We start from the raw sequence: 21,043 nt of genomic DNA on the forward strand, positions 1-21,043 counted from the left end.
GCGGAGCGCCGCTTCAGTAGGCTCGGGCGATCAGAATGTCCTCGACGGCGTCGCGTCCGGTGAACACACATTTGCCCTTGGCGGGCTCCTGACCCAGCGGCGCGTTGCGCAGCGTGAGCTTATAGGCCTTCAGGCGCTGCTCAACCTGCTCCAGCTCCGCGCCGGTCGGACGCGACCAGGGCGCGCGCACCCAGCCCTTGAAGGCGCCCGCGCCGTCTTCCGCCTCCTCACCGAAATAGGCGGCGACGGCCTCAAACGTCGCGAGATCCGTGCGGATGTTCGCGTCACGCTTGGCCTTCGCCTCGTCGAAGAGGGCGGCCTGAATGTCGGCGAGCAACGCCGGCGCCAGCTCCATCAGCGCGCTTCGCGTCATTCCCGTCGAGGCGATCTTCTCGCCGTCGCGCAGTCGGTCGCGGCGCAGCAGCGTCACACTGTCGTTCGCCATATCGCGCGGTCCAACCTCCAGAATGATCGGCGCGCCGCGGCGCACCCAGTCCCAGCGCTTATTGGCCGCGCGCGCCGGCTTCTTGTCGAGATGGGCGCGCACCGGCGCGCTGAAGGCTGTGAGACGGTCGAGCTCGCTCTTGAGCTTCTCGCAATAGGCCAGGACCTCGGCATCCTCAGGCTTCTCGCGCAGCATCGGGACGATTACGATCTGCTTGGGCGCGATCTTCGGCGGCAGGCGCAGCCCGTCGTCGTCGCCATGCGTCATGATCACGCCGCCGATGAGCCGGGTTGAAACGCCCCAGCTCGTCGTGTGGCAGAATTCGAGATCCCCTGTCGCCGACTGGAAACGGATGTTCTGCGCCTTGGCGAAGTTCGTGCCGAGATAATGCGAGGTGCCGGCCTGCAGCGCCTTCCCGTCCTGCATCATCGCTTCGATCGAAAATGTGTTGTCGGCGCCGGGGAAGCGCTCGTTCTCCGGCTTTTCGCCCACCACCACGGGCATCGCCAGCACATCTTCCGCGAGCTCGCGATAGACCTCCAGCATTTTCAGGGTCTCGGCGCGCGCGTCTTCGGCGTCGGCATGGGCCGTGTGGCCCTCCTGCCAGAGGAATTCGCTCGTGCGCAAGAACATGCGCGTTCGCATCTCCCAGCGCACGACATTCGCCCATTGATTGATGAGCACGGGTAGGTCCCGATAGGACGCGACCCAGCGCCGGAAGGCGTCGCCGATTATTGTCTCCGACGTCGGTCGCACGACGAGCGGCTCTTCCAGTTCGGACTCGGGGTCGACGAAGAGCTTTCCGTCCGCGGCCTTCAGCCGGTGATGGGTGACGACCGCCATCTCCTTGGCGAAACCTTCGACATGGGCCGCCTCCTGGGCGATGAAGCTCAAGGGGATGAAGAGCGGGAAGTAGCAGTTCTCGTGCCCGGTCTCCTTGATGCGCTTGTCGAGCGCCGCCTGCACAAGCTCCCATACGCCCCAGCCCCAGGGCTTGATGATCATGCAGCCGCGCACCGGGCTCGCCTCGGCGAGATCCGCCTGGGCCACGACGGCCTGATACCATTCGGGAAAATTCTCTGCGCGGGTGATGTCGAGGGCGAATTTCATGGGGCCGTACTGGTCTCTGGAAGCATGCGGCGGCGGCCGAAGCCCCGCCCTTGGACCCCGTCGATAACCGGGATTTGGGGTTGGGACAATGCGGCGGGCGATGAAGCGCGGACGCTTTAACCTTGCCCCCTCCCCCAGCCCTCCCCCGCTTCGCGGGAGAGGGGGCGGACTCGGCGCTGCATTCAAATTCCGAAAGCTGGTCGTTAGGGTCCCCTCTCCCGCCGTAGCTCGTCGAAAGGCGGGCGTCCAAAGACGCCCTATGGCGGGGGAGGGACAGGGAGGGGCCTAGGCCCGCACCCGCTCACTCCCCGAGCGTCACCGCAACAAAACGCGTGTCGCCGCGGCTGTTGGCGACGATGAACAGCGCCGATTTCTTGCCGGCTTCCTTCAGCGCCGCGATCTTCTTGACCGCATCAGCGGGTTCGGCGACGGACTCTTGATTGATCTCGGTCACGATCTCGCCCGCGCGCAGGCGCTTCTCGGCGGCGTCGGAATGCGGGTCGACAGAAAGAATCACGGCGCCGGACTTCACGGCCTCCTTGATCTGGTAACGCTTGCGCGATTCGTCGGAGAGCTTGCCGAACTCCAAGCCCAGCGCCGCGGGCGGCTTTTCCGCCTCCTTGGGCGCGCTGGCCTCGGCGGTCGCCAGTTTCTCGCTCTCCTCGAGGCGGCCCAAGGTCACCCTTCTCGTCTGCTCCTTGCCGTCGCGAATGACGACGATCTCGACCGCCTTGCCGACCGGCGTCAGCGCGACGACCTTTGGCAGATCGTGGGAGTCCTTGATCGGCTTGCCGTCGAATTTGACGATGAGATCGCCGATCTTCACGTCGGCGCCCTTGCTCGGTCCCCGCTCGTCGACGGCCGCGACGAGCGCGCCGCGCTGCTTGCCGAATCCGAGCGTCTCAGCGATCGCGTCATCGACGCTCTGGATGCGGACGCCCAGCCAGCCGCGGCGCGTCTCGCCGAACTTCTGCAACTGCTCGATGATCGGCGCCACAGTGTTCGCAGGCGTCGCGAAGCCGATGCCGATCGAATTGCCGGAGGGCGAAAGGATCGCCGTGTTGATCCCGATGACCTCGCCGTTCATGTTGAACATCGGACCGCCGGAATTGCCCTTGTTGATGGCGGCGTCCGTCTGGATGTAATTGTCGTAGGGACCCTTGTCGATGTTGCGGTTGCGCGCCGAAATGATGCCCTGCGACACCGAGCCGCCGAGTCCGAAGGGATTGCCGACAGCGAGCACCCAATCGCCGACGCGCGTCTTGTCGCTGTCGCCGAATTTGACGGATTTGAGCGGCTTCTCGGGTTTCACGCGCAGCACGGCGACGTCGACCTTCGCATCCTTGCCGATGATCTCCGCCTTGAGCTTCTGTCCATCGGTGAAGTTGACGGTGATCTCATTGGCGTCGGCGATGACATGATTATTGGTGACGATGATCCCCGAAGGATCGATCACGAAGCCGGAGCCCATCGCGCCGTGGCTCTCTTGCGGCGGCTCGGGAAGACCGGGATTGAGCTTTTGCTGCCGGCGCAGAAACTCGTCGAAATATTCGTCGAAGGACGGCGCGCTGGGGTCCACTTGAGCGATCTTGCCGCGCTTCGGCTCGACGACTTCCGCGGAGATGTTGACGACGGCGTCCGAGACTTCCGCCGCGAGATCGGCGAGCGATTCCGGGCCTCTGGCCCAGGACGGTGCGAGCGTCAAAGAAATGAAGAACAGCGCCGCGGCGAGGGCGGTCTTCGGCGCGTATCGTCTCAAGCTCATCTCCTTGTCGCGGCGAGCGCGCGGTCGCAGAAAACGCGCTCCAATCTAACTTGAATTGATCATGTTTTCTGCGTTCAGGCGACTCGGCCCTAACGCAGCGCGATCTCGCGCGCCTCCACTCGAACGGAGTCGTTCAATGATCGACATCGCGCGGGATCGAAAGCTGGAGCGCATGTCGGACGGGCTCCAACTCGCTCCGTGACGCTTACTCTCCCGATAGGGACGCTCCATCGCAGCCGCGACGATCCGCGGGTTTGTGTTTTCTCGCGTCAGGGTTTCTTTTCCGCTTCCTCGGCCGGGTGGGCCTTCGCGATCATGGGCGAGGAGAAGAAGCGGAAAAAGTCGGAGCGCGGGTTGATCAGGAAGCGCGTGTCGCCGCCCTTGAAGGCCGTCTCATAGGCCTGCATGGAGCGGTAAAAGGCGAAGAAGTCCGGGTCCTTGCCGAAGCTCTCGGCGAAGATGCGGCTGCGCTCGGCGTCGCCCTCGCCCTTGGTCTGATCGGCCTGCTGCTGCGCCTCGGCCTTCAGCACGATGACGTCGCGATCGGCCTTGGCTGTTATCCTTTGCGCCTGCTCCGCGCCCTGCGCACGATATTCGGCGGCCTCGCGCGCGCGTTCAGTCTGCATGCGACCGTAGACCTTCTCGGATATCTGCTGCGGCAGATCGACCCTGCGGATGCGCGCGTCGACCACCGCGACGCCGAATTTATGCCCCTCGAGATCCGCCTGCTCCTTGATCTTGACCATCAGCGCCGCCCGCTCGTCGCGCACGATCTGCCGCTGATTGGCCTCGCTCAGCACGCGCCGCACCGCCGAATTGAGCACGGAGGCGAGTTGGTTCTTGGCGCCGAGCTCCCCGCCGACGGTTTGATAGAATCGCAGGGGATCGATAATCCGATAGCGCAGGAAACTGTCCACCTCGAGACGCTGATTGTCGGAGGCGAGCACCTCGAGATTCGGGCTCTCCGCGAAGAGGATGCGATTGTCGAGATAAACGACATTCTCGATCAGCGGCAGCTTGAAGTGAAGGCCGGGCTCAGTGACGAGGCCGCGGCCGGCGACGGGCTCTCCGAGGCGCAGCACGATGGCCTGCTCGGTCTGTCCGACCGTGAACACGGCGCCGAGCGCGACCACGAAAACGACGATCGCGGCAAGAAGCAAGGGTAGTGCGAGCCTCATTTGCGCTGGCCTCCCTGGAACGGCGCGAAAGCCGGGAGCGGCACATAGGGCATGACGCCCGAGCCGGAGCCCTGCTCGTCGAGCACGACCTTCTCGGCGCCGCCCAAAACGCGCTCCATCGTCTCGAGATAGAGACGCTCGCGCGTGAGCTCGGGCGCGCGCTTATATTGCTCGTAGATTTGCTCGAAGCGCGACGCCTGACCCCGCGCCTCCGCCACCACTTGCTCGCGATAGGCCTCCGCCTCCTGCACGATGCGCGCCGCCGCGCCGCGCGCTTCCGGCACGACCTTATTGGCGTAGGCTTCCGCCTCGTTGCCGAGACGCTGCAAATCCTGCTGAGCGGCCGTCACGTCGCGAAAGGCGGTGATGACTTGCGGGGGAGGATCGACGGAGAGCAGCAGCACTTGCACGATCTGCACGCCGCTTTTGTAGCCGTCGAGAATCTTCTGCATTAGCTGCTGCGAGGCCGGCTCGATGAGCTTGCGGTCGGCGGTGAGGATTTTTTGGATCTGCGACTGGCCGACGATCTCTCGCATCGCCGATTCCGCGACGCTGCGCACTGTCGCGGGCGGATCGAAGACGTTGAAGGCGAAATCCTCGGGGCGCGTCGGATCGATCTGCCAGATCACGCGGAATTTGATGTCGGCGATGTTCTCGTCGCCGGTGAGCATCAGGCTTTCTTCGGGCGCCTCCGGGCCCTGCGCGCTGGTGCGGCGTCGCGTGGCGGCGCCGTCCTCGCGGAAGCCGATGTCAATGGAGTTGCGGTCGGTGACCGGCAGCTTGATCACCGAGCCGATCGGGCTCGGCAGATTGTAGTTGAGGCCGGCCTGCGTCTTTCCGCGATATTTGCCGAAGATGAGATTGAGGCCGATCTCGTTCGGGCCGACTGTGTAAAAACCGGACGAAAGCCAAGCCAGACAGGTCAAAAGGATAAGAATCGCAACGCCGCGTCCGCCGAGGCCCGAGGGCAGAACCTGCTTCAAGCCTTCCTGGCTACGACGCAGGAATTCCTCGAGATCGGGCGGCCCTTCGCCGGGACCGGAGCCCCAGGGGCCGGTCCCTTTGCCCCAGGGATCGTTGTTTCGATGCGGAGGTTCGTTTTGGTCGCGCCAGGGCATGTCGTCTCAGGGCTTACGGTCCCACGCCGAGAACGACTTGACGCAAAAGCGGAAAGACTTTTGCTATCAGAATTCGTCCGAGCATCCTGCTGGCGGTCGCTCGAACGTCTCCGCTCGAGGGACGGCGCCCACGCGGTCCTTTGTCTTGGCGGGATATAGCGCCTCGCGCGCCCGCGGGCAATTCAGCTTCCGTTATCCGGGACGCCTCTCTGGGGGCGAGACGGGCGCCGCCGCGGCGGCTTTACAGCGCGCCGCCGGTTTGACCCCGTTTGCAGGCGTCGCGGAAGCGCTTCCGCGGCTTGCCGCGCAGCCCCTTGGCGTCCGCCTGCTTCGAACATTCCTTCGCGAGCGCTTTGCGGTCCGCGCCCCCCGGCGCTGGGGCGGGCGTCGGCTGCGCGAGAGCCGCGCCGGTCATGATCGCCATGGCCAGACCGGCCGACAGGAGCGCGACGGAATAGTTTCTCATGCGTCTTTCCTCTTGGCCGTCTTTCCTCTTGGCTCCGTCGCTTTTGCGAGGGCCGTCACGCCCTATCGCCCAGGCTGGCGGCGCTTGGCAAGACTAAGCTTGCGGCAGACTCGCTCCTTTCGGCGCACGGCCGGCGGGTTAGCGCTTTGCACAAGTCTCGCGCGAGAACTTCGAGCAAGTTTCGGAAAATACGAGTAGCGGCTCAGTCGACCGCCCGGACGGCGGCGGCGCGGCGGAAAAGCGGGACCCGCGCCGTGCGCAGGAAGTCTCGCAGCTCCTTCGTGCGCGACTCCGTCACGCGCGAGAACGCATAGGCGAAGACCAGCCCCACAAGCATCAGACCGGCGACCGTGATCCAATGCGCGGGCGTCGGGAGCTGCTTGAACCATTCTCGCCCGAAAAGCCCGCCCACAGCCGCCCAGACGAAGAAGACGAGCGGCGCGTGCGTCGCATAGAGCGAATAGGAGAAATCCGAGAGCCGCCAGTGGATCGGGCCGAGGCGCGAGAAGAAACCGCCCGGCGGCGCATGGCGCAGCGCCAAGAGCAGCGTCGCAAAACTCGCGACGACGCTGAAATCGCCGACGGCGGAAAGCCAAGGATGCGCCGCCAGGATCGGCCCGCGCACGGCCAGACGCGTGACCGCAAGCGCCGCGAGGAACAAGCCGAGCGCGATCCAAATGGAGCCCACGACGGGGCGGGGCGCGACGCGGACCAGGGCGCCCAGGGCCCATACGCCATAGCCGAAGAGGAACATCCCGACGCCATTGTTGAGCATGGGCATGAGCCCGCGCGCGCCCACGTCGACGCCCGACGCCGCCATGAGCTCGGGGGTCGCCAAAACGGCCACCAGCACGACGCCGAGGCCGAGGCCCGAGAACCGCCAAAACCGGGAATAGGCCGAGCAGAAGGGCGCAAGCAGCAAGGGGAAGGTAATATAATACCACATCTCGCAAGCAAGCGACCAAAGCGGCCCGTTGGTGCCGGCCTGCGCCGCCCAGAGATGCTGCTGCTGAAGCAGTGTCCAGAGATATTGGATCGGCTCGAAGACCGAGGCGAAGAAGGGCGCGTCATAGACGCCGGTCGCCGGAAAGACGGCGCGCCCGACTGTGTCGATCGCAAAAGTCCACAGGAGCGCCGGAATCATCACGATGTAGATGCGGCTGAAGCGGTCGGCGAAATAACTGCCCAAATAGGGTTCCGCTCGCGCCCGATCGCGCAGGAGCGGCCCGCCGATGAGAAATCCCGAGATCACGAAAAAGACGAGCACCGCCTGATGCGAAAAGGCGGAAAGAAACCACCAAGCATAGACGCCGGGCCCGTGCGGCGCGACCATGATGTCGGAGATGTTGATCAGCACGCCAGCGTGGCCGACGAGCACCGCGACGGCCGCGACCCAGCGCGCCATCGCGATGAAATTCGTGAGGTCCTTGGTCAATGACCCTCCGCCCTCGAAAGGCTCCGGATAATTCGCGAGCAAGAGATTTTCATCCAAAACCCGGCTTTTTTGGGAAATTCTGCCGGGGCAGCCTCTCAATTTCTGCTCTGTGGCCCCCGCGTCAGCCGCGCGCGCCCGCCCCTGACGAGCGCTGGGCCAAAGCCGCTAGGCTCACGGGTGAGGATGGGGACAGGCGAAACTTTCCCGTCCAGCTCTTCGCCGGCGCGGCCTCACGGAAGCCATCCCGGCGCCGCGCGGAGTCCGGGCGCTCGAGGTTCGCCTCTCAATACGATTTGAGCGAGATCGTCAGCGTGAGGAGTCCCGGCTCACTCCTCACGAAGGCCCTCGGGGGGCAGCGAGGCGTCGGACGCGCCGCGCATGAAGATCCAGGCCAGAGCCGCAGCCGCCGTCCACAGGGCGACGACCCAGTAGCCGTGACCGAAGGCGAAGCCGAGCGCGAAAAAGGCGAGGCCGAAGACCGCAAGGGAGGGCAAGGCTTTGAAGATCCCTCTGCTTCCCCGGGCATCGGAGAGCAAGGAAAAGACCGTCATGGGCGCTCCCTGCGACTTCACCACCAACGCCATTCTGTCCTCCAGCGTCATTTTTTGAGCGTCCGGCTCGCGCGTTTCCGCAAGGACGCGTTCTGTCTTTTGGCCGCGAGAACGCTGCAGTCCCGCATTCTCGGCCGCGGCCTGGTTTCGCCTTAAACGTTTTAGGCGCATAAAGGTTCCGGCGCGCGGCGAGAGAAGGATCCCGTTTTCTCGCACGAAGCGCGCGCTAACTTTCTAGAAGCGATGACGTTTTTGCGATTGCGGCGGATGCGCCGCACCCGCCGCTGCAGGGCTCAGTAGCGAGAAAGACGGACGCCGGCCCTTTTCTCGCCGCGACGGCGCCCCAAAAGTTGCATGATCGGATCTTAGGCTCCGCGCATCGATGGCCCTTGCGGGGCCGGATCGTCGCCCGCTCTTAAAGGATTCTTCATCAGGGCGTGGTGAATTCCCCGTCAACCTCAAAGAAAAGTTGAGGGCTTGTTTTGGGTTACCTGACACCGCCTCCCAATCCCGCGCCCGTGATTGTCTATAAGGACACGGGCGGTCTCGTCAGCGACTATGAAGCGCAGACGGAACTCTATCGCCGCCAAAATCGCGAAGTCCGCCTGCACGAGTGCCGCTCGGCCTGCACCATGGCCTTGAGCCTGCCCAACGTCTGCGTCTATCCGGACGCGCAGGTCAAATTTCACCAAGCCTATAACGCGATAACCCGCGAGGTCGACCTCGGCGTCTCCCAACAGCTCTTCGACAGCTATCCGACCGCCGTGCGGGCCCGCCTCGGCTATTTGACGCGGCAGTATAAAGTGCTGAGCGGGCGAGAGCTGATCGCGCTCGGCATGCGCAACTGCAATCCCGGTCACGATGACGGCGTGATGATCGCAAGCCGTAAGGACCCGGCGCAGGCCATCGCTCAGGCCGAGACCCCGCACGACGATGCCCTCCAGAGCATGGCGAAAAGCGTGAAGACGGCCGTCGCCAAGGCGCTCGCGCGCCCCGAAGGCGAGCCGGCCGAAGCGCTGGCCTTCGCCGATCGCAGCCCCGCGCCTCCCCAGCCGCTCCCGGCGATGGCCGGCCTGTCGCAAGAGGTGGAAATCCCCCTGCCCCCGCGCCGTCCGGACTTCCGCGTCGCGGCGATCACGCCGGCCGAGACGGTCGGCGTCGCCGCCGAGACTGCGTCCGCGCCGCCGCCGGTCGTCATCGCCCCGCTCGCGCAGGAGCCGACCGCCAACGCCCAGCCGCGCCATGCCTTCGTGCCGCGCCGGATGGAAGGGGGAACGCCGATGCTCGCGACGGGACGCTTCTACCCCCCGCCTGACGAGCGGCAGGCTGACAGAGGCGGCGAGCGCAAAACCTCCGGCAGCTGAGTCGTCGTTTCGCTCCCTCTCGTCTTTTCCTCGCATGCGCAATGGAATCGTTCGCGCATGAGATCGAGTGCGACGCGCGAGCGTTATGCAGGAAAAGCACATATCGCTCTCGGCTTTGCTCGCAGAATCTTGAAGCCCCGCTATGGCGGGGGCGGCATCGCGTGTTATTTGCCTTTTCATGAACTTTCGCCCTCAAGACTCCTCCTTCGTCGCGACGCCGCGCGCGCTGGTCGATCGCTTCGCCCGGCCGATCACCTATCTGCGCGTCTCCGTCACCGACCGCTGCGACTTCCGCTGCGTCTATTGCATGTCCGAGCGCATGCGCTTCCTGCCGCGTGACGAGTTGTTGACGCTTGAGGAGCTCGATCGGCTCTGCTCCGCCTTCGTCGCGCGCGGCACGAAGAAGCTGCGCATCACGGGCGGCGAGCCGCTGCTGCGGCATGGCGTGATGACGCTGTTCCGCTCGCTTGCGCGTCATCTCGATTCCGGCGCGCTCGACGAGTTGACGCTCACGACGAACGGCTCGCAGCTCGTGCGCTTCGCTGCCGAGCTCGCGCTCTGCGGCGTCAAGCGTCTCAACCTCTCGCTCGACACGCTCGACGCCACAAAGTTCCGCACGATCACGCGCAACGGCGATCTCGCCCGCGTGCTCGAGGGGCTCGACGCCGCGCAGCGCGCAGGGATCGCCGTCAAGCTCAACACTGTGGCGCTCAAGGACGCGAACGAGGAAGAGCTCGTCTCGCTCACGCGCTTCGCCCATGATCGCGGCATGGATATTTCCTTCATCGAGGTCATGCCCTTGGGCGAACTCGACGGCCCTGCGCGCATCGATCAATATCTGCCGCTCACGCAAGTGCGCGACCGGCTTTCACAGGTCTTTTCGCTCGAGGAGATCGACTATCGTTCCGGCGGCCCCGCGCGCTATTTGCGCGCGCGCGAGACGGGCGGAAGGATTGGCTTCATCACGCCCTTGACGCATAATTTCTGCGAGAGCTGCAATCGCGTGCGCGTGACCTGCACGGGCAGGCTCTTCATGTGCCTTGGCCAAGAGGACAGCGCCGATCTGCGCCAGCCCTTGCGCGAGGGCGCCGACGAGGTTGCGCTCGACCGCGCGATCGAAGAGGCGATCTCGCGCAAGCCGAAGGGCCATGATTTCGTCATCGACCGCGAGACGCAGACGCCCGCGATCGGAAGGCATATGAGCACGACCGGCGGGTGAATGGCTGAACGGGAAAGTTTTGGCGCATCCTTCGAGACGCCCGCTTCGCGGGCTCCTCAGGATGAGGGCGCAGACGCCCGCTTCGCGGGCGCTTCAGGATGAGGGCGCAGACGCCCGCTTCGCGGGCTCCTCAGGATGAGGGCGCAGACGCCCGCTTCGCGGGCGCTTCAGGATGAGGGCGCGGGTGCGGATCAAACGGGGACAGGATGCGGGCGCGAGAGATAAATCTGTCACCGCAGGCTGATTCCTCCCGATAGCCTCATCCTGAGGAGCGCCCGCAGGGCGCGTCTCGAAGGATGAGCGCTTGGCGAGCCCATTGTTGAAACTTGCGGAGAGGATCGACGTCGAGGCCATCGTGGATCCAGCTCTAAAGAACTTTGCGACTCCAGCTCTCCTGCCGCTCGGGATCAATCTCACGGCGGCCATCGTCGCGCTTTGCGACGACGAGCCTCTCATCCTCACGCTGTCGTCGGAGTCTCTCGCCGCGTTGCCCTCCGGCGAATTCGATCCGCTACGCCATCGCACCTTCGAGCTCGCGCTGCGCGCCTTCGTCGCCGCGCAGACCGGCGCGCCGCTCGGCTATGTCGAGCAGCTTTACACTTTTGGCGATCGAGGCCGGCATGCGCGCCTGGGCGACCGCGATCCGCACATCGTGTCGATCGGCTATCTCGCGCTCACCCGCGTCGGCGAGCCGCTTCGCGACGAAAGCGGAAGCTATCGCGGCTGGTACGAGTTCCTTCCCTGGGAGGATTGGCGCAGCGGCCGCCCCGCGGTGATCGAGGAGAGAATCCTGCCCGACCTTGCCGCTTGGGTCGCCGAGGCGCCGTTTGAAATCTCCTCCTCGGGCCTCTCGCGCGAGGAGCGCTTCTCGCTGCTCTTCAAGCAGGCCGCCAAAGGCTTTTACGAGGAGAACGTGCTCGAGCGCTACGAGCTTCTCTATGAGGCGGGACTCGTCGAGGAGGCGCGGCGCGACGGACGCAAGTCGGCGCTCAAGCGCGGCCCGCAGCCCCCGCTCGGCGCCGCGATGCGCCATGATCATCGCCGCATTCTCGCAACCGCCATGGGGCGTTTGCGCGCGAAGATGAAATACCGACCCGTCATCTTCGAGCTGATGCCTGAGCGCTTCACGCTCTCCGCTCTGCAACGCAGCGTCGAGGCGCTCTCCGGCCGCCGTCTGCACAAGCAGAATTTTCGCCGGCTCGTCGAAACCTCGGCGATCGTCGAAGCGACGGGCGAAACGACGATGAAGACCGGCGGCAGACCCGCCGCGCTGTTTCGCTTCCGCCGCAACGTGCTGCAGGAGCGCTCCGCGCCGGGACTGCGCGTGGGGATTAAGGGCTGAGGCGCAAGCTGGAAAAAGACGGCGGCGCCGCTGCGGCCGGCTCGCATAGGCTATGCGAACCTCGACGAAAAGATAGGCCTTGCCGGTGCAAAGGGCGGGTCTGTTTCTCGCCTCGGGAAGGACCGTTCTCGGCGCTCGCATCCGGCAGGGCTCAAGGGGCCGGAGATGGAAAGTGTCACCTTGAGCATCCATTCGACGGAGCATTGCCCTTGCGGGTCGGGTGCGCTGCGGCACATTCATATGGCGGTAACCAAGCTAGCTTCTCCCCATCGACAAACCGAGGGAGAGGGTCGTGTCGGACAATTTCTTTGAGAAATGCGGCAGAGACTCCGTGCGCGAAAAGCTGCGCTTGTCGGCACTAATGGTGGTGGGGCTGGCGCTCGGCGCCTTCATTCTCGGCTTCATGACGACGACCACGCTGACGCCGAAAGCGACGCTTGCAGGTCACATCGACGTTTTCTCGGGTCGTTTGGTGACGGGCTTACCACTGTGACAATTTAGGGCTGAGGCGCGACCGCTACTGACCGGCGATCTTTTGCGCGACCCATTTGTTTCCGCTGCAGTCCGGACAATAGAACACATCCCAGATCTCGCCGATCCGTCCGTCCCCATTGGTCGCGAGATAGGCGAAGTGCTGCTGGTCGTGACCCGAGAAGTAATTGATGAACGGCGCCGTCGCAGCCGGTGGCGCGGTGCTGACGCCGCCGCCGTTGATCATCTGCGGTCGCCAGGAGGGGCCGCTGCAGCCCGGACAATAAAACGCGTCCCAGATTGCGTTGGTCACCGCGAATGTGTTCAGGGCCAGATAGGCGAAGTGCTGCTGATCGTGGCCCGCAAAAACGTCGACGAACGGAACCGTGGCCGAGGCCGGCGCCGAAGGCGCAACGCCGCCCTCATTGATCTTCTGGATGCGCCATGGGTTTCCGCTACACCCAGGACAATAGAAAGCGTCCCAAATCTCGCCGTTAGCCCCCAGATAAGCGAAGTGCTGCTGGTCATGCTCGCCGTAGGTGTCGACGAACGGTCCGGCTGACGCGGGATCGCCCCCCGTCAGGCTGTTCGGGCCGTTGATCTGCTGCGTCTTCCATTGGCCGCCGCTGCAGCCCGGGCAATAGCGTCCCAGATCTCGCCGTTCCTGCCGTCCGCATTGGTCGCGAGATAGGCGAAATGCTGCTGATCATGCCCGGAGTAGACGTTGACGAAAGGCAAGGAGGCTGCGGGCGGCGCGTTGGGCCTTCCAGTGGCTTCCCTCCCAGTGACGCCGCCGTCGTTGATCTGTTGAAGGCGCCACGGGTTTCCACTGCAGCCGGGACAGTAGAACGCGTCCCAGATCTCGCCGTTGGCGGCAAGATAAACGAAATGCTGCTGGTCGTGCTCCGCGTAGGTGTCGATGAAAGGGCCCGCGACCGCGGGAGGGCCGTTCGTGACGCCGCCGGGGCCGTTGATCGTTTGGAGACGCCAGGGATTCCCGCTGCAGCGGGGACAATAGAAGGCGTCCCAGATCTCGCCGTTGCGTCCGTTCTCGTTCGTCGCGAGATAGGCGAAATGCTGCTGGTCATGCCCGAAGAAGACGTTGACGAAAGGCAAGGAAGCCGCAGGAGGCGCGTCAGGCGCGACTCCGCCGTCGTTGATGAGCTGCAAGCGCCAGCCAGGACCGCCGCATTGCGGGCAATAGAACGCATCCCAGATGTCGCCGTTGGCGGAGAGATAGACGAAGTGCTGCTGATCGTGCTCCGCATAGGTGTTGACGAAAGGGCCCGTGACCGCGGGCGGTCCGCCGAGGCTTTCCCAAAAGGCGATCTTGGGCGACTCGCCTCCGGTCGCCGTGCAGGGAGACGCCAGGAGGAGGTTGTTCGTCTCGCCTGTCGTGCCGGCGTTCGCTTCGCATGAGGGCGCGTTTCTCGTCCCGTCGTCTATGGCCGCGTTCACCAGAAGCGTCGTCCCCTCATTGAAGACGGCCTGGCTCAAGCAGCAATCGCCGAACACGTTGAACTCGACGGCTTTCCAAGATTTCGACAATTCGAGCACACTGTCATTCGCTAGGGCGAACATCTGTGCGCCCGACGACAGGATCACCTGGTCTTGGCCGCCGCCAGTCGAGCCCGTCAGCACCAGATCGCTAAGATTCTCGACGTTCTGCGGCGGAGCGATGGTGGACGCCGTGTTGAAGAAGCAATCGTTCTGCCCGTCGGATATCCAGGGCGCGCCCGGACAGGTCGGACCGAAGTTGAGCATCCAATATTCGATGAACACGCAGGGAACGGTCCCCGACTCGATGCCAGGCTGGCCCGACGTCGTCGGCGTGCATTGGCTTTGCGAATACAGAAATTGCACCCACCCCTGACATCCCGAGGCGTTTTTGCAAGGCGGCGGGTTGGAAAAGAACTGCGTGTTGAGCTGAAGCATCCAGGCGCCAGCCACGGCCGGAGACTTGCCCAGCACGTCGCCGCTCTCGCTTCCCACGCCGAGCACGACGGGGAATGACCCTTCCGCCTTGGCGATCAAGCCGGAGGTTTGCGCGGCGAAGTCAGCGCCGTTGCCCACCGCGTCCGGACGCGGCTTCAGCGCGGGACGATTGGCGGGACCATTGGGATGCGTCGAGGCGGGACCGCACGCGATCTCTTGCCAATCCGCGTCAGGGTACTTCGCGGCGAAACAGCCCTTTTTGGGCAGCTTGCGCTGCGCCAAAGCAGCGCGCCACGCTTTTTGTCTCTGCCTTAGCTCCTCCGCCGCTCGGTCTGGGCGCGCTGGTGTCTCGTGAACGGTTGGGGGAAGTCCCGAAGTCTGCGCAGAGGCAGGCGCGATCACAAGCGTGGCGGAGAAAATAAACGCAGCGCCTATAGCGCGGATCGCCGCGATCAAATCGACTCGAGCGAAATTGGGAGAACCCATGAGCTCCTCCTAAATTCTTTGTGTTTTTACGGCATTAGCTAAGACGATTAACTCTCGGGCGCCGACAACGTTCCGAGCGCAGCAAAAAAGAACGGAGCTTATGCGAAGCGATTTGAGCGCGTGAGCAGAGCCAGTTGTTCGCGGGGGGCCAACGCGGCCCAGCAGCAAGCGCAAGCCCATTCATAGGGCTGAGAATTCCAAGTGTCAGATGCTGAGCCCCGACCGAAAACCGCTCTGCACTTTTTCGCATCGCGCTCTAGCTGCGTCGAAATCGGAATAAGCGCGATTTCCATTCGGCCAGCGCCCGCTTTACCCCGCGCCGGTATTCGGCAGGAATGCTCGTGCGCGCCCGGTCCTTGGCGACGCGAGCTTCCTCAAGGGCGGCGTTGACCCAGAGCAGGACGCGCCCCCACGGCCCACGCGCCAGCCGATAGGTGATCAGAGGCCGATCGCCTGTCGCCCAGATTAGCTTGTGCGGCTCCGCACCGATGCGGAAATCGTAAACAAGTCCGCGCTCCCGGCACCATTTCAAGCATTCCACGAGGGCGAAGGAACCGAGCGAGTAGTGCGCGAATTCGGGGTCGTGCACTTCAAAGAAATCCTCGTATCGGAATGCGTCCAGCGCGCCGAACCGGGTGGCGACGGGTCGACCGTCGAGTTTCAACGCGAACATCACAAAGCCTTCGCGCGTCAAAGGCGCAGCGCCAATTTCGCGCAGGAATACGGGGAATTCCGCCGTACGCATGAAGTCGTTGTCGAGGCCGGTGCGGGCCATCCACGCGGTCTTATGGGCAAGAGACCACGCCAACAGCGACTCGAACTCCGCCTGATCCTCAACGATGCCAAACGTGACGTCGCCGAGTTCGGCAAAACGCCGCGATCGGCGGCCGACCTCGGCCCTCCACTTGCGGCTGCGCGCGTTCCAGTAGGAGGTCCAATCCTGAAAGCGCTCCCATGACACATATGTCGACAGGTCTGTGCTGGCGGCGCCCGGGGTCGCGTCTGAGCCAATAACATCCTGCAAGGGCTCTCCCTCGCGACAATGCTGGACAAGAATCACGTCCGCTGGACAGTTTATGCGCAGGAAGCGCCAGGCTCCGCGAAGGCGTTCGATGGTTCCAGGAGAATCTTCGACTAGACCAGGGTCGTAATCGGTCCATTCCGGACCGAGCGGCGCGGCGACCGTCCAGAACAGTCGCTCGCGGCGGATCGCAAGCGGCCAAATCAGGACTACCCGCCCATTGACCCGCGCGACCAGGATGAAAAGGCGTCGCCCTCGCGGTCGCCCCGTCGTCTCCCAGCCAGAGTGGAACCACCGGAACGACTGCGAGAAGCGCGGCTCGTGAAGCTGTGCTCGAAGTTTTTCCCACTCCGGCTCCAGCGCGAGAAACCCCGCTTCGTCGGTGACAATCTCGAATATCGACTCTCCCGCGGCGCTTGCGCCGCCGCTAGGCCCGCAAAGATCATGATGAAATTGCATCGCCGCCCACTCCATCACTGATTGTCTCGCGACATGCGGAAAGACCACGGTTCAGGTGCAAGCCTCCCCGGTTTCATCGCCTTTGACAAGGCTGCACGATCCCGAAAAGCCTGCAGGAGTTGGGACGCTCCGTCTCCGCCGTTGCGACACACTCATTTGTGCGAAAAACCGGTTTCTCCCTTTTCGCATCGCGCTCTCGCATGAAGGGATCTGCGGCAAGCAGAGGCCCCCGGCAAAACCGAGGGCGTCTGCTTCGCTTTAATACGCGCCCTCGCCGCAGAGCACCGCATAGGGGGTGCGCAGGAGGATCCAGAGATCGAGGACGATCGACTGATCTCGGACATATTGGCGGTCGAGCGCAACCTGACCGACGAAGTCGATATTCGCACGTCCTCCGATCTGCCAGAGGCAGGTGATGCCTGGCTTCACGCGCAGTCGAACGCGATCGCTCGGGGCATATTTCGCCACTTCCGACGGAAGCGCCGGACGCGGACCGACGAGGGACATGTCGCCGATGAGCACGTTCCAGAATTGCGGAAGCTCGTCGATCGAGTATCTGCGGATGAAACGGCCGGTCAGCGTGATGCGCGGGTCGTTTTGGTTCTTGTAGCGGATGTCGTGACGGGACGTGGTCGCGCCCTGCATCTTCGCATGCAGAGCATCGGCTCCGACGACCATCGAACGGAACTTCACCATGGAGAAGGGAGCGCCGTTCTTGCCGACCCGCGTTTGGCGGAAGAAGACCGGACCCTTCGACTCCAGCCTGATGGCGATCGCCGTCAGCAGGAACAGGGGTGCAAACAGCGTGAGCGCGCCAAGAGCGCCGACGATGTCGACAACCCGCTTCAACATCGGCGAACGGGCTACGCTGCCAAGCAGCGCGTTATTGCGGATCTCGAAGGTGGTGGTGAGCGACATCTCGTGCCTGCCTCTGAACTTTGGAACTCGCCGCGACCGGCGTTCATGGGCCAGGAGTTGCACGAGACGCGCCATAGGCGAGGCGATATATAACTAATTGATTTATTATGATAATAGCGAAGCGCGCGGGAGCTGCGCCTGATTTTGAAAGACCGCTTTCGCAGCTTTGCATTGCAAATCGAAAATCGCGAAGATGGTGAAAGGACTGGGTGCTCCGCCACCGCCGCCACATACGGCGGCTCCTGAACTCGGCGCCACATTGCAAGCGGCCTTGGCAACCACCACTTCCTTTGGCGTCACCAATCACCCAAGGTTCCTTGTCATGAACATCGGTAGAGCCGCGGGCGTTTCGGCTCTGACCTTCAGCGTTGCCGGTAGGTGGGGGAGGCCGCCAGGCCGAAGTGGGACGACTCGCGTGAGTTCGGCCCTAAGCTGTATTGCGCTGCTCGCGCTCTCGACGATCGCTGTCGCTGAGGACTTGCCGCTCGATGTCGCGGTGGATCAAGCCACGATCCAGGACACCATTTGCTCTCGGGGCTGGGCCGAGACGGTTCGCCCGCCTCTCTCAGTTTCGAACACGATCAAGCGCGCCAAGCTTCGCGAGAGCGGCATTTCTGAGGACGACACCGCCATGTTCGACTTAGACTACAAGATACCCCTCGAGCTTGGCGGCTCGCCCGACGATCCGCGCAATCGCGAACTGCGGAAGTGGCCCGAGGCGATGGAGAAGCATGTGGCCGACGTATGCCTTTGGGGCGACGTCTGCGCTCGGCGGTTGACTCTGGACGAGGCTCGCCATCGCATATGGAAGGATTGGCGGGCCGAGGAGGAGAGTTGTGCGTCTGCAGCGCCCATCGGCGGCCGAGGCGCGCGCTTGCAACGTAGCTTTCCGCCGCGTGGCTCGAACGGCTTGCTATACGGCGTCAAGCCGTAATTTTGACGCCAACCGCGTCGCGTCGCGCTCTAGACTAGCGATGAGTCTTAGGTCGAAGCGCGAGCGCGACACGCCGTTTCAGTCGGCTTCAAAAAAAAGCGGAGCATTTCGCGCGAAGCGTCGGGGCCGTGGCGGTCGGCGTAGGAGCCTTTCGGATCGCCGCCCGACCAGGCGTGGCCGAGTCCTTCGATCTCCCAATGTTCGACGCAGGCGTGGCCTTTCGCATCGACCATCACGGTGCGCCGGAATTTTCGCCCGCCCTGTTCAGCATCCTCCTCGATGAGCTGCGTCCGGCCGGCAAGGCCGGAGCGCGCGTCGGAGAAGATCATGCCGCCGTTGGAAGGGTGAACCTTCGTATCCTCGGCGCCATGGAAAATGATCGCGCGCACGGCGCTGGTTGCGCCGGCGCGGGTTTTCGACGCGGCGTTCGGCGTGAGATTGACGGGTCCCCGCATCGCGGCGAAGGCTGAAACGACGTCGGCGGCGACGCCGAAGGCGAGGCCGGAGTGAACGCCCACCGCGGCGTAAAGCTCGGGATAGGTCTCGCCAAGCACCACCGCCATGGCGCCGCCGGCCGAGAGTCCCGCGACGAAGACCCGATTGGGGTCGGCGCCGAATTCCTCCACGACGCTTTGCGTGAGGCTCGCGATGATGCCCGGCTCCCCGACGCCGCGGCTCTGATGCGCGCGATGGAACCAGTTCCAGCACGTGGAGCTGTTGGCGCTCCGCGACTGCTCCGGATAGAGAACGATGAAGCCGGCTTCTTCCGCGAGCTGGTTCATGCGCGTGCCGACGGCAAAGTCGTCGGCGTTTTGCGTGCAGCCGTGCAGCATCACGACGAGCGGCGAGTTCTCCCGCAAGCTGCTTGGCGCGTAAAGCTTGTAGTCCCGCGACCCCGCCGCGCAGGAAAAAGAACGCGTGAGATAGGCTGCGCCGTTCGGCACCGGAGGCTGCGGGTGTCTCGCCAGCGGCAGTCCGCCAAGATCGACGCGCGGCGGCTTGAAGGTTCGCAGCAGGTCGAGAGCCTCGCCCAAGGGTTTGCGCGCGCGCGCGCCGCGCGCGGGATCGGCGCTTTCCTTAGGCCTGGCGGCGGGCGCGGCGCCCTCGAGCAAATGTGGCGGCGACGCGCTTGCCGCGGGCGCGGGTTCTGTGGGAGCGGAGCCGTTCAGCGCCTGCTGAAGGATCCGCGTGGCGCCGACGAGATCGCGAGCGAGAGTCAGTTTGGTCGCCTCCCGCATCGCGGGAATGATCGATTTCATTTGTGTTTCCCGATTGGAGCCTCGGCGCCGCGGCTAGATCACGCGGCGTTCAGACGGTATCGCCTGATGGCGGCGTGATCGATTCTTGAAGTTTAGAGCGCGAATGGCGCGAAAAACCGGATTCACGTTTTCGCATCGCGCTAGTTTAGGCGATTCGATCCGCAAGGGCCGCCTTCACGGCATTGCTGGCCTGGAACGCGCCCAAAACATGGATGGACGCGATCGTCTCGCGCGCCAGATCCGGCATCACATCTTCGTCGATCATCGCAAGACCCAGGACATGAATGCGCAGCTTCTCGCCCGCGGCTCTCACGGCTTCCAGTTCCTCACGGCTGTAGCGCCGCAATCCCAGCTCCAATGTGTGCCGCGCGATCGATTGCTTGACCGCCTCCGAATGGCTGGCGAGCTGATTGCGTATGGCTGTTCGGATGAAGTCGGTGCGGTTGGAGTAGAAGCCCTCGCGCACCAGCAGATCGACATGGCCAAGGTCGACATAGCCGAGATTGACGGTGATCTTTTCTAAATCCCCGGCTCGTTCCGCAGGGCGAGCTTTCAACGCCATCCTGTCACCATCCTTGTGGATGGTATATGGAGTTATTTTCGGTTTTTCAAGCCCGCCTTCGCCCATGACGGAAAGACGCGCGGCCCACGGCTCCAGCTCAGGCTCCACAATTCTATCAATTTGGTAGATTTTCTTGGCCGGGGGCGTATCGTCGAAACGTCAGCGACGAAAGACACGTCGCCTCTAGAGGGAGGTTTTTCATGAACCGAAGACGTTTCACTGCTTTCCTGACGATCGGTCTCGCGGCCGCTCTCTTCCCGCGCGCGGCTTTCGCCGAGGATCATCTGGCGGAAGCGATCACGCACACACAGCAAGCAATCGAGACCGGCAAGCAGGGCCAGGCTGACGCGCTCGTGACGCACGCCGAGGCCGCGCTGACCCACGCCAACGCCGCGGAGAAGGAGAAGGCCAATCCGCACATCAAGCAAGGGATTACTCATCTCAACGCCGCCATCGCCGAAGGCAAGAAGAAAGACGCCGCAGCGGCGACGAAACACGCCGAGGAAGCGCTGACGCATCTCCAAGCCGCGCAGAAATAAGCGTTGACGCGAATGTCCCACCCTGACGTCCGAGGCGGGACGAAGTTTCATCGAGAACTGACATTTTATCGCAGCGGCGCTGTTACATTTAGCGCGTGGAGCGCGAACAGTGATTTCGAGACGCTTGCGCTCGAACCGGCGCGCCGTCTTCACTCCAAAGGATCAGCCCATGTCGCAGAACCCCGCCTCCACCGCCTTGTTGCTCGCCTCGGCCCTCGCCGTCGCCACGGCTGCGCTCGACTCCGCCAGGGCCGAGAAAGCCGAAATGGAGAAATGTTACGGCGTGTCGCTCAAGGGCAAGAACGATTGCGCCGCCGGCCCCGGCACGTCCTGCGCCGGAACCTCGAAAACCAATTACCAGGGCGACGCCTGGAAATTCGTACCGAAGGGAACCTGCCTCTCGATGACGACGCCCAAAGGCAAAGGCAGCCTCGAGCCGATGAAGAACTGACCTGACGGCGGGCGC

20 protein-coding genes are annotated in these 21,043 nt (G+C 63.9%); 7 read left to right on the forward strand and 13 right to left on the reverse strand.

Annotated features, from left to right (window positions below):
* Nucleotides 1-13: 13 nt before the first annotated feature.
* The 7 genes from proS to QMG80_RS16120 all read right to left on the reverse strand — a co-directional run bounded on the left by proS (nucleotide 14) and on the right by QMG80_RS16120 (nucleotide 8,068).
* On the reverse strand, nucleotides 14-1,555 hold the full coding sequence (gene proS, locus QMG80_RS16090; protein ID WP_085770108.1) for a proline--tRNA ligase: 1,542 nt from the start codon (nucleotides 1,553-1,555) through the stop codon (nucleotides 14-16).
* A 301-nt stretch (nucleotides 1,556-1,856) separates the two neighbouring features.
* The gene (locus QMG80_RS16095) at nucleotides 1,857-3,320 is read right to left on the reverse strand and encodes a Do family serine endopeptidase (protein ID WP_085770109.1); all 1,464 of its coding nucleotides are present in this window, start codon (nucleotides 3,318-3,320) and stop codon (nucleotides 1,857-1,859) included.
* 269 nt (nucleotides 3,321-3,589) lie between these two features.
* On the reverse strand, nucleotides 3,590-4,498 hold the full coding sequence (gene hflC, locus QMG80_RS16100) for a protease modulator HflC (protein ID WP_085770110.1): 909 nt from the start codon (nucleotides 4,496-4,498) through the stop codon (nucleotides 3,590-3,592).
* Nucleotides 4,495-5,616, reverse strand: coding sequence for an FtsH protease activity modulator HflK (gene hflK / locus QMG80_RS16105; protein ID WP_085770111.1), 1,122 nt, complete (start codon nucleotides 5,614-5,616; stop codon nucleotides 4,495-4,497). Before hflK ends, hflC begins: the two co-directional genes overlap by 4 nt.
* Before the next feature lie 241 nt (nucleotides 5,617-5,857).
* Nucleotides 5,858-6,082, reverse strand: coding sequence for a PsiF family protein (locus tag QMG80_RS16110; protein WP_085770112.1), 225 nt, complete (start codon nucleotides 6,080-6,082; stop codon nucleotides 5,858-5,860).
* A 202-nt stretch (nucleotides 6,083-6,284) separates the two neighbouring features.
* Nucleotides 6,285-7,574: an acyltransferase family protein gene (locus QMG80_RS16115; RefSeq protein WP_085770113.1), complete on the reverse strand. Its 1,290-nt coding sequence runs from the start codon at nucleotides 7,572-7,574 to the stop codon at nucleotides 6,285-6,287.
* Nucleotides 7,575-7,843: 269 nt separating this feature from the next.
* The gene (locus QMG80_RS16120; protein ID WP_210190838.1) at nucleotides 7,844-8,068 is read right to left on the reverse strand and encodes a hypothetical protein; all 225 of its coding nucleotides are present in this window, start codon (nucleotides 8,066-8,068) and stop codon (nucleotides 7,844-7,846) included.
* 482 nt (nucleotides 8,069-8,550) lie between these two features.
* Here QMG80_RS16120 and QMG80_RS16125 point away from each other — a divergent pair, with 482 nt between their 5' ends.
* From QMG80_RS16125 to QMG80_RS16140, 4 genes are all read left to right on the forward strand, one after another.
* Nucleotides 8,551-9,432, forward strand: coding sequence for a hypothetical protein (locus tag QMG80_RS16125; protein WP_199769018.1), 882 nt, complete (start codon nucleotides 8,551-8,553; stop codon nucleotides 9,430-9,432).
* A gap of 178 nt (nucleotides 9,433-9,610) precedes the next feature.
* Nucleotides 9,611-10,651: a GTP 3',8-cyclase MoaA gene (moaA, locus tag QMG80_RS16130; protein WP_085773433.1), complete on the forward strand. Its 1,041-nt coding sequence runs from the start codon at nucleotides 9,611-9,613 to the stop codon at nucleotides 10,649-10,651.
* Nucleotides 10,652-11,006: 355 nt separating this feature from the next.
* Nucleotides 11,007-11,993: an NUDIX hydrolase gene (locus QMG80_RS16135; protein ID WP_085773434.1), complete on the forward strand. Its 987-nt coding sequence runs from the start codon at nucleotides 11,007-11,009 to the stop codon at nucleotides 11,991-11,993.
* A 292-nt stretch (nucleotides 11,994-12,285) separates the two neighbouring features.
* Complete coding sequence (locus tag QMG80_RS16140; protein WP_085770115.1) at nucleotides 12,286-12,486, forward strand: hypothetical protein; 201 nt, start codon at nucleotides 12,286-12,288, stop codon at nucleotides 12,484-12,486.
* Between the two features lie 24 nt (nucleotides 12,487-12,510).
* On the opposite strand, the gene QMG80_RS16145 is transcribed toward QMG80_RS16140, so the two are convergent.
* From QMG80_RS16145 to QMG80_RS16160, 4 genes are all read right to left on the reverse strand, one after another.
* Nucleotides 12,511-12,777, reverse strand: coding sequence for a hypothetical protein (locus QMG80_RS16145; protein WP_158658551.1), 267 nt, complete (start codon nucleotides 12,775-12,777; stop codon nucleotides 12,511-12,513).
* 266 nt (nucleotides 12,778-13,043) lie between these two features.
* On the reverse strand, nucleotides 13,044-14,681 hold the full coding sequence (locus QMG80_RS16150; protein WP_158658552.1) for a hypothetical protein: 1,638 nt from the start codon (nucleotides 14,679-14,681) through the stop codon (nucleotides 13,044-13,046).
* 460 nt (nucleotides 14,682-15,141) lie between these two features.
* A complete protein-coding gene (locus QMG80_RS16155; RefSeq protein ID WP_158658553.1) occupies nucleotides 15,142-16,365 on the reverse strand; it encodes a GNAT family N-acetyltransferase in 1,224 nt (407 codons plus the stop codon).
* Between the two features lie 258 nt (nucleotides 16,366-16,623).
* Entirely contained in the window at nucleotides 16,624-17,283 is a 660-nt protein-coding gene (locus QMG80_RS16160; protein WP_158658554.1) for a sugar transferase, read from the reverse strand.
* Between the two features lie 415 nt (nucleotides 17,284-17,698).
* Here QMG80_RS16160 and QMG80_RS16165 point away from each other — a divergent pair, with 415 nt between their 5' ends.
* Nucleotides 17,699-18,217 carry a hypothetical protein gene (locus tag QMG80_RS16165; protein WP_085770120.1) on the forward strand — a complete coding sequence of 173 codons (519 nt, stop codon included), beginning with the start codon at nucleotides 17,699-17,701 and terminating at the stop codon, nucleotides 18,215-18,217.
* Nucleotides 18,218-18,264: 47 nt separating this feature from the next.
* On the opposite strand, the gene QMG80_RS16170 is transcribed toward QMG80_RS16165, so the two are convergent.
* Both QMG80_RS16170 and QMG80_RS16175 read right to left on the reverse strand, forming a co-directional pair.
* Nucleotides 18,265-19,476 (reverse strand): extracellular catalytic domain type 1 short-chain-length polyhydroxyalkanoate depolymerase, encoded by a 1,212-nt coding sequence (locus QMG80_RS16170; RefSeq protein ID WP_085770121.1) that lies wholly within the window; start codon nucleotides 19,474-19,476, stop codon nucleotides 18,265-18,267.
* Between the two features lie 145 nt (nucleotides 19,477-19,621).
* Nucleotides 19,622-20,038 (reverse strand): CopG family transcriptional regulator, encoded by a 417-nt coding sequence (locus QMG80_RS16175; RefSeq protein ID WP_085770122.1) that lies wholly within the window; start codon nucleotides 20,036-20,038, stop codon nucleotides 19,622-19,624.
* 200 nt (nucleotides 20,039-20,238) lie between these two features.
* Between QMG80_RS16175 and smbP the strand changes: the two genes are divergently transcribed.
* Both smbP and QMG80_RS16185 read left to right on the forward strand, forming a co-directional pair.
* Nucleotides 20,239-20,577: a small metal-binding protein SmbP gene (smbP, locus tag QMG80_RS16180; RefSeq protein WP_085770123.1), complete on the forward strand. Its 339-nt coding sequence runs from the start codon at nucleotides 20,239-20,241 to the stop codon at nucleotides 20,575-20,577.
* 169 nt (nucleotides 20,578-20,746) lie between these two features.
* Nucleotides 20,747-21,028, forward strand: a complete 282-nt coding sequence (locus QMG80_RS16185; protein WP_085773435.1) for a BufA1 family periplasmic bufferin-type metallophore — start codon at nucleotides 20,747-20,749, stop codon at nucleotides 21,026-21,028.
* Nucleotides 21,029-21,043 lie beyond the last annotated feature (15 nt).

It is taken from the genome of Methylocystis bryophila (assembly GCF_027925445.1).
Classification (GTDB): Bacteria; Pseudomonadota; Alphaproteobacteria; order Rhizobiales; family Beijerinckiaceae; genus Methylocystis; species Methylocystis bryophila.

Coding starts and splice junctions, on each gene's coding strand:
- QMG80_RS16095 (WP_085770109.1), bottom strand. CDS start 3,320: ATGAGCTTGAGACGATACGCGCCGAAGACCGCCCTCGCCGCGGCGCTG.
- QMG80_RS16170 (WP_085770121.1), bottom strand. CDS start 19,476: ATGAAATCGATCATTCCCGCGATGCGGGAGGCGACCAAACTGACTCTC.
- QMG80_RS16175 (WP_085770122.1), bottom strand. CDS start 20,038: ATGGCGTTGAAAGCTCGCCCTGCGGAACGAGCCGGGGATTTAGAAAAG.
- QMG80_RS16110 (WP_085770112.1), bottom strand. CDS start 6,082: ATGAGAAACTATTCCGTCGCGCTCCTGTCGGCCGGTCTGGCCATGGCG.
- hflK (WP_085770111.1), bottom strand. CDS start 5,616: ATGCCCTGGCGCGACCAAAACGAACCTCCGCATCGAAACAACGATCCC.
- QMG80_RS16185 (WP_085773435.1), top strand. CDS start 20,747: ATGTCGCAGAACCCCGCCTCCACCGCCTTGTTGCTCGCCTCGGCCCTC.
- smbP (WP_085770123.1), top strand. CDS start 20,239: ATGAACCGAAGACGTTTCACTGCTTTCCTGACGATCGGTCTCGCGGCC.
- QMG80_RS16155 (WP_158658553.1), bottom strand. CDS start 16,365: ATGCAATTTCATCATGATCTTTGCGGGCCTAGCGGCGGCGCAAGCGCC.
- moaA (WP_085773433.1), top strand. CDS start 9,611: ATGAACTTTCGCCCTCAAGACTCCTCCTTCGTCGCGACGCCGCGCGCG.
- proS (WP_085770108.1), bottom strand. CDS start 1,555: ATGAAATTCGCCCTCGACATCACCCGCGCAGAGAATTTTCCCGAATGG.
- hflC (WP_085770110.1), bottom strand. CDS start 4,498: ATGAGGCTCGCACTACCCTTGCTTCTTGCCGCGATCGTCGTTTTCGTG.
- QMG80_RS16120 (WP_210190838.1), bottom strand. CDS start 8,068: ATGACGGTCTTTTCCTTGCTCTCCGATGCCCGGGGAAGCAGAGGGATC.
- QMG80_RS16160 (WP_158658554.1), bottom strand. CDS start 17,283: ATGTCGCTCACCACCACCTTCGAGATCCGCAATAACGCGCTGCTTGGC.